Raw genomic sequence first — 14,558 nt, 5'->3', positions numbered from 1 at the left:
AGAAAACCTGAACGAGCCCGGCACTTATGAAGATGCTGAAAGGTTTTTCCTGCCGTCAAAGCATCAGGACGAAAATCGTAGCCACTTCGCTTTAAACTAGCAGGTCGTCGTAGTGAAATGGTATTGGACTCATACTCTGAAATGAGTCTCAAGAAAGCCTGACTGGAGTCCAGCGTCAAACGTAGCCAATTGAGCTACGCTGTAGATCTCCTGGCCGATCGCGATATTGAACGTGCCGTACAACAAAAAGCACGACGAGCCAATGAGGTAAAGCAACTCACCTGAATGTAAATAGGAATCCGGTTTCTTTAGACCGCAACACCTCAAGGAAATTGCTATGGTGGGGCAAAAAGGGGGACGCCCCCCTCCCCTTGGATTAAGATGGTGCAAAAAAAGCAAGCTCCCGCCATAGCGCGAGTAAAAATGATATCGTCTCAATTTTATCGGCTCCTATTTTGTGAGCAACCAATGCTCACAAATAGAGAGGGGCTTAATTAAAAATGAATAAATCAGAGTTTGCTCAACAGATATGCAGTCTTTTTCAGATATTCTTCGTTTAACAAAAATCAGACTGCTTCAACTTCACTATGAAGCAAGCTGTGGGCATTTAGGCGGCAACTTCTCATGCATCGATGCACTTGTCACTTTGTACCATCGTGTAATGGGGCCGAACGACCGCTTTGTTCTCTCCAAAGGACACTCCGCCGGGGCCTTGTATGCAACGCTGTGGAGTCTTGGTCTCCTCTCTGATGCAGACTTGCAAACTTTTACACGAGATAACTCCTTGCTTCCTGGTCATCCCAGTGGTTCTGGTATTCCTGGATTGATGTTTTCCACCGGCTCTCTCGGACACGGCCCATCGTTAGCGGCTGGCCTTGCCCTAGCGGCACGCCACAAAGGCCTTAATCATGAGGTCTTTTGTCTTTGTTCAGACGGTGAATGGCAAGAAGGTAGCTGCTGGGAAGCTCTTAGCTTTGCAATCCATCATCGCTTAGAAAATCTTGTTCTGCTCATCGACCAGAATGGTCTTCAGGGTTTCGGGCGCACATCTGATGTGATCTCTTGTAATGATCTCTCCCAACGCATAGCCGGGTTTGGTACTGACGTTCAAAAGATCAACGGCCACGATCCAGACGCCATCATGAAAGCTATCGCCAGACCGACCACTGGTGCTCCCCGAGTATTGATCCTTGACACAGTGAAAGGGCGTGGACTGCATTTTGAGGACACATTGGAATCCCATTACCTACCCTTGTCTGAGGTGGACTACGTAGCAGCCCGCAGCATCCTTGAACAAGAGGGTACCCAATGAGAAAGGCCTTCGCAGACGCAATTTTGGCGCACTGCAATCACGAAGATTGGTTTTTCCTCACCGGCGATCTAGGCTTTATGGCTTTAGAGGAGATTCAGTCCGCGTTTGGTTCGCGTTTCGTAAATGCTGGCGTTGCCGAGCAAAACATGATCGGCGTTGCAGCAGGGCTCGCACGTGAGTCCCTACGTGTGATTGTCTACAGCATTGCCCCTTTCTGCTATGCACGCCCCTTCGAGCAGATCCGCAATGACCTATGCCTCGGCAACCTACCAGTGTGCCTAGTAGGAAACGGAGGAGGTTATGCATACGGTCATATGGGGCCGACCCACCATGCACTTGAAGACTGCGCAGCAATGAATGCCCTAGGCGTGCGCGTGTTAGTGCCGGCTTTTGACGATGATCTTCCTGCCCTTCTTGCCAAGCTTGATATACCCACTTATCTTCGCCTCGGGTACGATGCCAGGCCATCAGGTCAAAGTGCACCTGAATATGCCCCCTGGCGAGAAGTATTGCCCGGTAACTGCGGGGCTGTTGCCGCTCTTGGCCCGCTTGCAGGAGTTGCCTGGCAAGCCCTGAGCGACCTTGATATCGACTCGCGGCCATCAGTGTGGGCAGTGTGCGAGTTTAATGATGCTGAAATCCCATCCAAATTTCTAGAACAGATTGCTGCTCGCCCCCTTTACGTCCTAGAAGAACATGTTGCTCAAGGTGGGCTTGGAATGCATTTGGCCCTCAGCCTTGCCGCACGCAGCTTGACAGCCGGGCTCTTCGTTCACCGACCGGCCCTCGGATACCCCACCGGTCGCTTCGGCTCCCAGGTTTTTCACCGTGCGCAGTGCGGACTCGACGCACCCTCAATCCGCTCCATGGTCACCGGCTAAAAATGAATCTAGACGACAAAATTAGAAATCTGGCCGGTCCGATACTGGTTCTTGGGGCCAGTGGTTTTATTGGAGCCAATTTACTACGCCGTATACTTGCGGTACGCAGCGACGTCACCGGAACCATTTTTTCCGGTGACACCTGGCGCCTCAACGGCATATCCTCGGCCAATATCGCTTTCCTGAATCTGCAGGACCCGGGTAGCGTTAGATCAGTGCTTCATCGTGTTGAACCACAGACGATCTTTGACTGCTCATCCTTTGGAGCCTATTCCTTCGAGCAGCATTACGAACGAGTCCACGCAACCAACTACCTCAGTTTCATTCGGTTCATGGAAGAGATTGCTGAAATGAACCTGGCGGCCTTCGTTCATGCAGGCAGTTCGTCAGAGTATGGCCTGAACTCAGCAGCTCCCGCTGAAAATGCCTCACTTGTGCCGAACAGCCACTACGCGGTTAGTAAAGTTGCCGCCAGCGCTGCCATTGCTTATTTCGGTAAGGTACGCGGCGTTCCGGTCACTAACTTGCGCCTTTACGCGGTTTACGGTCCGTTTGAGGACAGTTCTCGACTTATCCCTACGCTGTGTGAAGCCAGCCTACGGAAAGAACTCCCAGTTCTCGCTCGCGCCGAGGTAAGCCGTGACTTTGTACACGTGGACGACGTAATCGAAGCATTTGTCGACACAGCACAGTTGATGGGACCAGCTCTTATCGGAGAATCCATCAATATCGGCAGTGGCCTGTCAACCACCCTCGCCACACTAGCTAATTTAGCTATTACATCTTTCGGGCTCACTGTAGAGCCGCGCTTCAACCCCGCCGCAGGCCGCACGTGGGATACCGATAATTGGTACGCAGACACTACCAAAGCAAAAAATCTACTTAGCTGGTCTGCCAAAATTAGCCTTGCCGATGGCCTTAAACAAACTCGCGATTGGTGGCAGGCCCACCTAGTCAATACAGACTTCAAGCGACTGACCAAGCGCACTCAGCCACTCAAGGAAAAAAACTCCATCTCTGCGGTAATTGCTTGTTATCGTGATGTTCAGGCTATCCCAATCATGCATAAACGGCTGGTAACCGTATTCCAAAGGATGGGACTAGACTACGAGATCATATTTGTAAACGACAACTCTCCCGACGACTCCGCCGAGGTGATAAGGGAGATCAGTGCCCGCGACCCCCATGTGATTGGTATCAACCACTCGCGTAATTTTGGCTCCCAAGCAGCCTTTCGCAGTGGTATGGAAATTGCGAGCAAAGAGGCTGTGGTGCTGATGGATGGCGACCTTCAAGATCCACCGGAACTCATCGAGGCTTTTATAGAACGTTGGCGTGCAGGTGCAGAAGTGGTCTATGGCCGGCGTATAAAACGTGAGATGCCAGTTTTGCTCGAGGCCTGTTATAGGGCCTTCTATCGTGTGTTTGCCATGATGAGCGAGGTACCGGTTCCAAAAGATGCCGGTGATTTCTCTCTGATTGATCGCAGCGTAGTGTATTGGCTCATCCAATGCAGGGAGCGCGACTCATTTTTGCGCGGACTGCGTGCCTACGTAGGTTTCCGCCAGGAAGGAGTGGATTACGTAAGGCCAGAGCGTATGTTTGGTACTAGCACCAACAACTGGATCAAGAACATCGGCTGGGCCAAGAAAGGCATTTTTTCCTTTTCCCGCATGCCACTGCATTTACTAACCGCCGCAGGCGGAATTACATCCTTAGCCACAATTTTGCTGGCAATCTTCAGCATCCTTATGCGGGTTCTCGACTCCGAAGCGGTTCCCAAAGGCATGACCTTTCTGTCATTACTGGTTATGTTCTTCGGTTCATCCACACTGCTCGGAATTGGTCTTCTAGGCGAATACATAGGCAAAATCTTGGAGGAGACCAAGGCTCGGCCAGCCTTCATTCGCCGCAGCCTAATTGTACGTGGCGAAATACGTCCTGCAGACCCAAGGAGGCAACTATGACCATCGAACGTGCGTGCCCCGCCTGTCATGGCCGCAGCCACACACGCTTCGCTGACGAACGTGTTGATCCTGAGCGGGTCGGCCCTCTAACTTATGCGTCCCGAAAGCCACCTGAGTTCATGTGTCTACGCCTGGTGCGCTGCACCACATGCGATTTGGTTTATGCCCCCTCTCCGCCAACTGAGGAATTCTTGCATGCCGCTTACGCAGATTCAGATTTTGATTCCGGGCCCGAAGCAATGGCTGCTGCCAAAACCTACGCCAACGCCCTTGAACCCCATCTAAAAAAACTCACAGGTCGCAACGCAGCGATCGATGTTGGCGCCGGTAGCGGGCCACTTCTTCCTTGGCTTCTGAGCCATGGATTTTCGCCAGTGATGGGTATTGAGCCCTCACAGGCAGCGATCAACGCAGCCCCACTAGCGGTGCGCTCACTACTCAAGGAGGGAATGTTCTCGGCATCCATGCTCAATGGTGAACAGCCTTCCCTGATCTGCTCCTTCATGACACTCGAACATCTACCTGACCCAGGCGATTTCGTCGCCACCACCCATAGCCTTCTTGAGCCAGGGGGCGCAATAGCGGTAGTGGTACATAACTGGCGTGCTCCTCTTAATCGGCTGCTTGGCCTACGCTCGCCGATAATTGATGTAGAGCACCTCCAACTCTTCAGCCCCCAAGCCCTGCGTGAACTGCTCCAAAGAACTGGATTCGAGCGCATCGAGCTGAGCCCTATCCGTAACACCTACCCACTGCGTTACTGGCTTCGACTCACGCCACTGCCAACTTTTGCAAAAAAGCTGGTTATCGGCCTGCTTGAGCGAGCTGGACTCGCGGACTACAACTTCGCCATGAACGTCGGCAACATGCTCGCCGTCGGTTACAAGCCTCAATAAAACAAATACCCCTAAGGCCACAAATACCATGACCCAAGTCCAGCCTCCCGACATCAAACGAAATGTTCATCGCTTTGACGAAGACGTGCGCAAACAGGGGGCATACGCATATACAGGAGAACGCCTATCTGCTCGGCTTGCCAACGACAGAATAAGTCGCAGTATCGCCGAATCCTTCGACTTCCGCGGCGCATCCGTACTCGACTTAGGTTGTGGCGATGGCGCGTATACCGTCGAATTTGCGGCCCTTGGTGTAAGCCAAGTTGTCGGTCTTGATCCCGCCGCCGTCGCCATCGACGCCGCTCAAAAGCGCGCTCAAGCTCTGGGCGTTGCGGACACCGTGAGCTTCGAAGTGGGCAATATCTACACCCTAGACGAATACCTCACTTCCGGACGCTTCGACTGCATCGTGATCCGAGGCGTACTCCATCACCTGCCCGATCCAGCCCGAGCCCTGGCAGGACTGGCCACATTTGAGGGAACCGTGGTCGTGCTCGAACCCAATGGCAGCAATCCAGTACTTAAGCTCTTGGAGCGTTTCTCGCGCTACCACATCGAGCATGAGGAGCGCTCCTTTAGCCCAAGCTTAATCTGCAACTGGATTAGCGCCGCCGGGCTGTCCGTAAACCGTTGCAAAGTGCTTAACCTAGTGCCCTTTTTCTGCCCGACCCCAATTGCAAAAATTCTGCGGACAGTCGAACCACTTATCGAACGCCTGCCTTTGCTACGAGATATAGCCTGTGGCCAGGTCATCATAACTGCACGGCGCTGAAATACATTTATGCCATTATTATCGCAAAGCCGCTTTCCAAAACTGTGGTTATTGATGCAAAGAGTAATTGGAGGTAACGCTTCTAAACAAATACTTGCCACAGAATACTACTGTAACCAACCACGAGTCCTGGAGATCGGTTGCTCAGTGGGAAATATATCTGAAGCTTTCTTGCGATATCCAGAAATAACCTTTACAGGAATCGATATTGATGAGAAGGCGCTGGCGGTAGCCCGGCAACGGTTTCAGGATATAGGCAATTTTCGATTCTCTCTGTGTTCACTTCAAGAATTGAGTAAAGCTGGCGAGCGCTTTGACTATGTCCTCTTTGCTGGCATGTTACATCATGTTGATGATGAAACCGCCGAACTCCTATTACGCGACGCATTAAATTGTACTGCTGCCAACGGTAGTATTGTTATTTACGAGCCCGAAGCAGTGCGTGATCAAGATGGATGGTTCTTTCGATTATTCTACGCTCTTTTCGAGCAAGGCGCTTATCTCCGGTCCAGGGACGCCCTTGAGGCACTTGTGACACGTGCTGGTGTGAACCTCGATCGGATCGAGGACAGAATGGTTAGTCCTGGCATCGTCATCAAACCGTATGTTGCCCGCTTCAATCTTCTGTTGGGCGGACACAATCCCGGCGAATCATGATGACGAAGAAAAAACTTCTCAGCCCCCTATCTCTGGCTGGGATGATTGTACTGATGGCTATTGCTCAATTAATTTTCAAGAAAGCCGGCCTGTATGCAAATGACTATGCGGAGTGGTACTTAGCAATCATCTTTAATCCCTGGCTAGCAAGCGGTCTTGCTATATCAGCTGCTGGCATGGGCTGCTGGTTATTTGCCTTACGCCACATTCCCCTTTCCTCAGCCTACCCATGGACAGCGCTCACCTACGTGATAACGCCCCTTTGTGGAGCCTTGCTATTTGGTGAAACCATTACAATCAGATATGTACTGGGGATGACACTTGTGGTGGCTGGCGTGGTGGTGACCAGCCGAGGAGGCGAGACGGAATGACGACCTGGGAACTTGGTCTTTGCCTAGCTTCATTGGCTTGCAGCAGCGCCTCACAACTTTTTATAAAAGGGGCTTCGATACCCGGCGGGTGGGGACGGCGAATTATCTGGCTGGGCTTGGCGGGAAGCCTATTGTTAATGTCGGTAGGCACGGCCGTGATCGCTCTGAAAACACTGCCATTGTCAAAACTACTCCCTTTTGCTGCAGGCTCCCACCTGCTCGTTCCTCTCGGAAGCAGCTACTTTTTCGGAGATCGACTTTATCCACATTTTTGGGTAGGTGTGTTTCTTATCATTTCAGGAATCCTATGCGTTCTAGAATGAGTTACGGCGCTACACCTTCGCTTACTTTTTCTCCTACCCCGAAAATCATCGTTATTTTTCTGATGGTGCTAGTAATTGTCGCCCCCCGCCTCATATTGGCCGGTGGTCTACCGACAACCGATGAAGGCTTTTATGCCTATTATGCCCAGATCATGAACGCCAGCCTGATGCAAGGCTCTGGTCTGCCGGACACAGGACCACTAATGCTCTACCCACTATTGGTGAACTGGGTATTTGCGTCCGGCACCAATCCGATGGTTGCATTACGCCTGATTGACCTAGTGGTTGCCGGGGCCGCTGGCTACGCGCTATTCCGGGTGATAGAGATAGAGAGTCGAAGTCGATTGGGAGCAGCCTTTATCTCCGCACTCTTTCTTTTCACGATGAACGAAACTCTATTCATTCAATACGGATTCAAAAATAGCATCCATGCAGCTTATCTCCCCCTGTTTGCTGCCCTGTGGCTGGGTCTCAATGCACCCACGATGACTACCGCACATCGCTGGTCCAGCATTGGAGCCTTGTTATCCACTGCCGTGTTGCTCCGTGAAACTTTCATGCCTCTGGCGGCGCTAGGCGCTATTGCTGTTCTGATCAGCCGTGGCTTACGTCCGTTCAGCCAGCTCATAGCCGGGGCCTCTTGTGCCGGTGCGCTAATTACCGGCGCCATACTGGCTGCCCGCGGAGGCCTTTCCGCTGCTCTTGAAGGTTACCGGGATGCCGGACTTGTTTATGCCTCCGTTGCTGAACAACGTGCCGAGTTTTTCTTTAACTCCGGTGCTCAGGCCTTGCGCGAAAGCATCATTAGCGTGGGAATAGCAGGCGTGGGTGTGGGCGTTACACTCGCTCGTAGCATTAGCAAGAAACGTATTACTAGCTGGCTCAAGTTAGTATTCTGGCTCTCTGCTGCGCTTCTCCCGCTGCTAGAACCTGCAACTAAGATAGGCTTCCCGTATCACTTCGGGGTTTGCTTGGTGGGCCTAGCAGGGCTCACAGCCCTGGGCTGGCGCAACCTGAGCGAAGGCCGCCCAGATTTCCAAAAGCACCTAATTACTGGGGCCTTAGGCGTGGCGTTACTAGTGCTTATCATACCGCGCCTAGCATCGTTCAGTATTGCGTGGCCCCAAACTCGCGAAGTCCTGGCTGCTTTTAAATCCGGTGAATGGCCAGAGAAACTATCCGAGAAAACAAATTACCTGCTGGCCGCCCAGGTGATCCGACAGGCCGCGCCAGCCGAGGCCACCGTTGCCGTCAGTGGCTTCATGTTCTCCCTCTATCCCCTCACCGGCCACTTGCCTCCAGCGCCCGAACTTTCCAATCTTAGCGCCACCCTCATTAAACTCCAACTCTCAAGTACCCGCCTCCGCGAAATACTGCTGCGCTGCCCGCCAGACGTTCTAATGACAACAAGCCGCTCCGATTGGCCCGGGGGCCCGGAGCTTCTTGCTGCCGTCCGCGACACAGGCATTTACGAAGAGATTGCAAAGATCCCTGCGAGCGGCGATCGGGCTTACGGAAATTTCGGAGGGATAGTTTTCCGCACGACCAAAAAGTTTCCTTGTGAGTCATTAGCTGAAGAGATTGACTAAAATGCGATGTCGCTAATCTTCAGGAGGGCGAGACCTAAACAATCCTGGACTGTCATAAATTTATATTCAGGCATAACAATGCTGAAGAAGCACATACATGCCGACCAAAAAAGAAAGCATGCGATCCATAAATGAAATTTTTCCAAAGATGGTTCATAGGCTTACCTTAGTATTTCCGGCGAGTAGCTCTAGAGCAAAAGCACTTCTAGTCCTCTACCGAAGAAACGTACAAACACTTCGTCACATGAAGCAGCCACTTGTAAAGTTCTTGGCCCCTGATCCAAAATTGGCTCATCAGGAAAGTCGTCGGGTAGATAAGTCATGGCCCGGACTATAATTGGGGCAGGCTAAGTAGCGTTGGGCCAAAACCTGATAAGAGAGGCGCACCACAGATCAAACCCATCAAACCGCCAGTTCAGTTCCTAGACGGTGAGAACTATCGTGTCATCATTGACATCCTGTGAAGTTACAGAAGCCGGATGGTTTAGCCTAGAGATAGACTTTTCGACTTTTGCGTCAACTCACGCCATGAAGTGCTGGATCCAGAAAAAATCGGGAACACAGCCCCAAGGATTAACTTGATAGTTAGAATTTTTTTGGGGGGGGAGTGGAGCGCTTATCTTACTCTTTACATGCCGTACTAGTTGATTAACCCCTGACTCGCCTAGGCGTCCGATCAAGGCTTAACCGAACACTCTAGCAGCGGGATGCCATCTTGTAGCGACTGCAGTCTATGCGTGGCTGCATCTAACGCCTCCTCCATTGAGGATGCCGGATAATAAAGACACCTTGTACCGATTCCCGCTCGGCGAGCGGCCTCCATATCAGACCCCTTATCACCAATCATCATCGAGTCGGCCAAGTTCAGGTCGTACTTTGCTGATGCCCGCAATATAAGTCCTGGATTAGGTTTGCGGTCGAATGACTCCTTCTTGTAGTGCCCAATACCGTGCATAGGATGATAGGGGCAATGAAATACATCATTTATCAATACCCCTTCTTCCTTAAAACGAGCACACATCCACTCCGTTAGGGATAGAAAGTCCATCTCCGAATAATATCCGCGTCCGATCCCTGCCTGATTAGTTACCACAATCAGCAAATAATTCGACTGGATTGCTGCACGACAAAGATCGAAGATTCCGTCGATGAATAGAAAGCTCTCTACCTTCGATGTATATCCTGCGTCATGATTAATAACTCCATCACGATCAAGAAATAGCGCTCGCTTCTTACTCACAACCCAGCCAACTCCGTCTGTGCAAGTGCATAGTCATCTGGCACACCAATATCAATGAAACGACTTCTTGTTACAAAGCTGTCAAATTGAAGTCGGTGCAAATACTGGGTAAAAAATTCCGTTTCAAGAGAAAAAGGTTGCCCCAATGGAAAGTCATCCAGAGCCTGCCTTGGAAGCACATAGCAACCGGCGTTTATTAAGCCCGGGCCAGGACTGCCTTTCTCGAGAAACTTGTGAATCCGTCCTTCGCGGGTCTCTACCCTGCCAAAACGCGCAGTATCTGGAACCTCTCGCACCACAATCACCGGACAGTGGTTGGCCAACCACAAACGCTCGAGCTCATCCACCTCGACATCCAGATAGGTATCGCCATTGAAGATAAAGACATGGTCAGTCAAGCAACGCGCAAGTGAAGCACGAATTGCTCCTCCCGTACCCAGTGGTTGCGACTCCACCTCATACACCAATTCAATACCGGCGAAGCTCTCGCCAAAATGGTCGATTATTTTCTCGGACATGAAGCCAAGGGAAAGCACAATTCGCGTGAAACCCTTTCGGGCGAGTGTCGTCAACAAAATCTCGAGAAATGGTTTACCAGCAACAGGTGCCATAGGTTTTGGCAAGTCAGGCACCACCTGGCGCAAACGCGTCCCCAGACCTCCAGCCAACACGATCGCTTCCATTACTCAGGCGCCTTGAAAAGAGCAGACTCCACCAACCCACATAGGATATGCCCCAATACCAAGTGACCTTCTTGTATTTTCGGCGTATCGGAGCTCGGAACCTCCAGTAGATGGTCACAAAGTTCGCGCATAGGGCCGCCACGATTACCTGTTAGACCGATACATACCAGCCCACGTGACCTGGCCTCTTCAAGCGCCAACAATACATTGGGAGAGCGCCCTGAAGTCGAATACCCAATGAAAACATCGCCCTTATTGCCAAGCGCCTGTACCTGCCGGGCAAACAACTTTTCATAACCATAGTCATTGCCGATAGCGGTAAGGATCGACGTGTCAGTTGTTAAGGCTATTGCTGGCAATCCCGGTCGATCGAAAGCAAAACGGCTGACAAATTCTCCGGCGATATGCTGGGCATCGGCGGCACTGCCACCATTACCGGCCAAGAGAATTTTCCCTCCATCGCGTAAAGATTCGATACAAGCGGCGGTGGTGTGCTCCAACTTGGTCTGTAACGAATCATCAGCCAACATTGCAAGCATTACTTGCTGGGCTTCGCCGATCTTTTCGACAATATAATTTCGCATGATATACCCTATTTACGCGCACTTTGCTAAAAGCACTGCTTACTCAAACTCGCCAGGCTTGTGTTCCATACTTGGTGAAATGACAATTACTGACTTGTCCATCAAAGTTGTTCAATACTCGAACTACATCCATACGTTTCTCCGTGGGGACGAAGAACAGCATGAAACCGCCGCCTCCTGCACCTGAAACCTTACCAGCCAAGGCTCCCGCATTTATGGCAGCATCATAGATCTTGTCGATGTGGGGGTTTGACACGGTCTTTGCGGAGCGTTTTTTATTCTCCCAGCCCAAGCGCATTGATTCCACGATTCCTTTAAAGTCTCCTCGCAGCAGGCACTCTTTCATCACCAGTGCTTCATGTTTAATACCATGCATTGCATTCAAAGCATCAATAGCACCGGAGTTAACATTGGAGCTTTGATCGGCAATAATTTTTGCAGACTCTCGTGAAACACCGGTAAAGAACAGAACTAACGACGCTTCCAACTCACAAACGACCCAACTCTTTATACGTAGAGGGTTGATAATAGTCCGCTCATCCGCATAAAACTCCATAAAATTGAAGCCACCAAAAGTTGCAGAATATTGATCCTGCCGTCCGCCTTGCAAGCCACAAACTACACGTTCAAGCTTATAAGCTAATTGTGCAATTGTGTAATCATCCAGCGGCAAGTTCAATAACTCTGCGAATGCACGAATCATGACAACTACAAGTGTCGAAGACGATCCCAGACCGGACCCCGCCGGCGCATCACAAAAAGTACTCAACTCCAGCGGAATGGGCTTGCCACCATTGTAGTTCTGTACCATGTGATTATAAACAGCCTTGTGCAAATCAAGATGGCCATTGAGGACCAGCGGCTCCGCAATGGCCTTAATCTTCTCACTCTGCTGATCGGTGGCCACAAAGCGAACGATTGGCTCCTCAAGCGTCTTGATTACCGCGTACGCATAGCGATCAATGGTGGCATTAAGCACATACCCACCGTGCACATCGCAATAAGGAGAGACATCTGTACCGCCCCCCGCCAAGCCCAGACGTAAAGGGGCTCGCGCTCTTATTATCATGGCTATTACTCAAAATTCGATTAAAGACATCCGACTCAATATAACCAGCAAAAGTCTTACCTATTCAAAGGAATTTTACCTTTGGAGATCTCACTTCTCCAGTGATTTAACAAATCACTGAGCATTTGCTGGGCCGGTATTTCCGGTTTCCAATTGATTGCAGTTCTTATTTTCGTATTATCAAACATCTGGTAGTCGGCATCGATTGGGCGTAGCCGGTCCTGATCGGTCACAACTTCAATATCCCGACGAGAACTCATGCCAACAAGAAGTTCAATAACTTCTGGCAATTTAAAAACTTCCTCACCCGCGATATTAAAATAGTCACCGCGTTTCACCTCTCCTCTCTCACTTGCCTCAAGAAGCAGGAAATAAGCCCTTACTGCATCTCGCGCATCTTGGAAGGTTCGCGTGCTCGACAAGTTTCCAACTTTAATAAATGGTTCTTGAAGCCCAGCCTCAATTAAAGCAATCTGTTTGGCAACGGTACTTTCAAAAAATACATCGCTTCGACGCGGGCCAGAATGCGTCCCCATTCTGGTCACAAAAGTCCGTAGCCCATAAGCCTCACCGTAAAACTGTCCCAAATAGTCCGTGGCGATTTTACTGATGCTGTAGGGGCTGGCACCGTGAAAAGCCGTGTCTTCTGCCAAGGCAACACCAGGTTTGGCCTTGCCATATACTTCGCTTGAAGAGCAGACATGCACGACAGGGTCATAACCATCCAGCTCATTCAGTTGTCGAATATTTTCAAGCAGGTTAGCAGTACCAATTACATTAGTCTGCAGGGTTTCGATCGGGATATTGAACGAGGTTTTTGGATACGACTGCGCCGCCAGATGTGAAATAAATGTCGGACGTACATCTTTTAGCATCCTTGAAATAGCAGTCGAGTCATTCAAGTCAGCATAATAGAGACTAATTCTATCTTTATTATTAATACGAGTCGTCAAGTGGTAAAGATTATCCATCGGCTCCTGCCAACGCATCATACCCACTACCTCATATTGGGTATGCTCTAATACGTAGTCTGCCAACTGAGATCCAACCTGGCCAGTAATACCAGTGATCAATATTTTTTTACTCATTCTTTATCAACCTCAAAAACTTGTGTTTGAATCCATCTTAGCCCAGAGCGTCAAAACTCTGAAAGCGCCGTTCTACTCGCTGACTCTGACGCCATAAGCTGAAACAATCAGTGATTTCATCGAAGCCCAAGTGTACCTCTCAAGACACACTTGACGCGCACAACTACCAATCTGGTCTCGTAGTGAAGGACTGTTTAGAAGCATTGTGCAAGCATCTATAAAAGCAGAAGCATCATCTGCCACCATAACACTCTCACCATCTTTGTAATCGAGCCCCTCACAGGCAAGCGGAGAAACAACACTGGGAATACCCAATATAGAATATTGATGAATCTTGCCACGCACACCTGCACCGCCGAGCGCTGGCGCAATACCAATAGCCGCCCCACTCAAACCATTCTCGATGAATTCTACCTCTCCCAAAAACTCGATGCCATCTCCATGACACATTTCTAGTAACTCAGAATCCAGTCCACGCCCTACGACACGGAGCTTATAGTTTGTCACTTGTGCTCTTAATTTTGAATGTACATTTCGGCAATACCAAATAAGCGATTCACGATTGGTTTTAGAGCCAAAAAATGCAAAAAACACAACTACAGAGCCAATTGTCACATTCTTTTTGCAACCTGGCTCGGGAAACTCTACTTCGGATAAAGCAGTCGGAATACAGAACACTTTATTCGTAGGCTTGAAGAATGCAATAAAGTTTCGGTCCGGTACCGATACAGTAATCACTCTATCTGCTCGCCTCACATAGCCTATTTCCTGGAAGCAATGAAATAAGCTCGCCGCCATCTGGCGAAATCGAAAAACGCCTCGAGCACCGCTGCAAAGAGAAGTTTTCAACCCCCTTACCATAGATTCCATAGGACTAAAGGCAATAACAGCTTTCGGCCATCTCTCCTTACAGGCCCCAATCAACGCACCACACTGATGATACTGAAGATCAATGAAATCAAATTGCGAGTTCGAAAAATCAACATACGACATGAAGTTACTACCAAACTTTTCGAGAGGAACATAGTGCACCTCATCGAAAATACTTGATAACAACTCCCCCCCCCACTCTTCAACCTGATACTCGAATGTAATCAGTACTAGATTCAAATCGGGTTGAATTTTT

General features: G+C 50.1%; 13 protein-coding genes and 1 pseudogene. 8 read left to right on the top strand and 6 right to left on the bottom strand.

Annotated features, from left to right (window positions below; genetic code table 11):
• Positions 1-529 precede the first annotated feature (529 nt).
• From BLX41_RS07440 to BLX41_RS07405, 8 genes and pseudogenes are all read left to right on the top strand, one after another.
• The gene (locus BLX41_RS07440) at positions 530-1,312 is read left to right on the top strand and encodes a 1-deoxy-D-xylulose-5-phosphate synthase N-terminal domain-containing protein (RefSeq protein WP_123724368.1); all 783 of its coding nucleotides are present in this window, start codon (positions 530-532) and stop codon (positions 1,310-1,312) included.
• Positions 1,309-2,193 carry a transketolase family protein gene (locus BLX41_RS07435; protein ID WP_123724367.1) on the top strand — a complete coding sequence of 295 codons (885 nt, stop codon included), beginning with the start codon at positions 1,309-1,311 and terminating at the stop codon, positions 2,191-2,193. The genes BLX41_RS07440 and BLX41_RS07435 overlap by 4 nt, the downstream gene beginning before the upstream one ends.
• 2 nt (positions 2,194-2,195) lie before the next feature.
• Positions 2,196-4,160, top strand: coding sequence for an NAD-dependent epimerase/dehydratase family protein (locus tag BLX41_RS07430; RefSeq protein WP_123724366.1), 1,965 nt, complete (start codon positions 2,196-2,198; stop codon positions 4,158-4,160).
• Positions 4,157-5,056, top strand: a complete 900-nt coding sequence (locus BLX41_RS07425; RefSeq protein ID WP_123724365.1) for a class I SAM-dependent methyltransferase — start codon at positions 4,157-4,159, stop codon at positions 5,054-5,056. Before BLX41_RS07430 ends, BLX41_RS07425 begins: the two co-directional genes overlap by 4 nt.
• A 22-nt stretch (positions 5,057-5,078) precedes the next feature.
• A pseudogene (locus tag BLX41_RS07420) lies at positions 5,079-5,828 on the top strand (class I SAM-dependent methyltransferase); the annotation flags it as partial.
• A 9-nt stretch (positions 5,829-5,837) separates the two neighbouring features.
• Positions 5,838-6,485 (top strand): class I SAM-dependent methyltransferase, encoded by a 648-nt coding sequence (locus tag BLX41_RS07415; RefSeq protein ID WP_123724363.1) that lies wholly within the window; start codon positions 5,838-5,840, stop codon positions 6,483-6,485.
• Positions 6,485-6,856 (top strand): EamA family transporter, encoded by a 372-nt coding sequence (locus tag BLX41_RS07410; RefSeq protein WP_185073439.1) that lies wholly within the window; start codon positions 6,485-6,487, stop codon positions 6,854-6,856. The genes BLX41_RS07415 and BLX41_RS07410 overlap by 1 nt, the downstream gene beginning before the upstream one ends.
• A gap of 319 nt (positions 6,857-7,175) precedes the next feature.
• Positions 7,176-8,768 carry a hypothetical protein gene (locus tag BLX41_RS07405; protein ID WP_123724361.1) on the top strand — a complete coding sequence of 531 codons (1,593 nt, stop codon included), beginning with the start codon at positions 7,176-7,178 and terminating at the stop codon, positions 8,766-8,768.
• A gap of 676 nt (positions 8,769-9,444) precedes the next feature.
• On the opposite strand, the gene BLX41_RS07400 is transcribed toward BLX41_RS07405, so the two are convergent.
• From BLX41_RS07400 to BLX41_RS07375, 6 genes are all read right to left on the bottom strand, one after another.
• Entirely contained in the window at positions 9,445-10,008 is a 564-nt protein-coding gene (locus BLX41_RS07400; RefSeq protein WP_123724360.1) for a D-glycero-alpha-D-manno-heptose-1,7-bisphosphate 7-phosphatase, read from the bottom strand.
• Entirely contained in the window at positions 10,005-10,691 is a 687-nt protein-coding gene (locus BLX41_RS07395) for a nucleotidyltransferase family protein (RefSeq protein WP_123724359.1), read from the bottom strand. The genes BLX41_RS07400 and BLX41_RS07395 overlap by 4 nt, the downstream gene beginning before the upstream one ends.
• Positions 10,691-11,275, bottom strand: coding sequence for a D-sedoheptulose 7-phosphate isomerase (locus BLX41_RS07390; protein WP_123724358.1), 585 nt, complete (start codon positions 11,273-11,275; stop codon positions 10,691-10,693). Before BLX41_RS07390 ends, BLX41_RS07395 begins: the two co-directional genes overlap by 1 nt.
• Positions 11,276-11,318: 43 nt before the next feature.
• Positions 11,319-12,344: a GHMP family kinase ATP-binding protein gene (locus tag BLX41_RS07385; RefSeq protein ID WP_123724357.1), complete on the bottom strand. Its 1,026-nt coding sequence runs from the start codon at positions 12,342-12,344 to the stop codon at positions 11,319-11,321.
• Between the two features lie 56 nt (positions 12,345-12,400).
• On the bottom strand, positions 12,401-13,432 hold the full coding sequence (locus tag BLX41_RS07380) for a GDP-mannose 4,6-dehydratase (protein ID WP_123724356.1): 1,032 nt from the start codon (positions 13,430-13,432) through the stop codon (positions 12,401-12,403).
• A 72-nt stretch (positions 13,433-13,504) separates the two neighbouring features.
• On the bottom strand, positions 13,505-14,558 hold a 1,054-nt coding region (locus BLX41_RS07375), incomplete at its 5' end, for a glycosyltransferase (protein ID WP_185073437.1).

The organism is Pseudomonas protegens, assembly GCF_003732485.1.
Classification (GTDB): domain Bacteria; phylum Pseudomonadota; class Gammaproteobacteria; order Pseudomonadales; family Pseudomonadaceae; genus Aquipseudomonas; species Aquipseudomonas protegens_B.
Note: the sequence above shows the minus strand (reverse complement) of the source record. Positions and strands in the feature narration are given on the sequence as shown.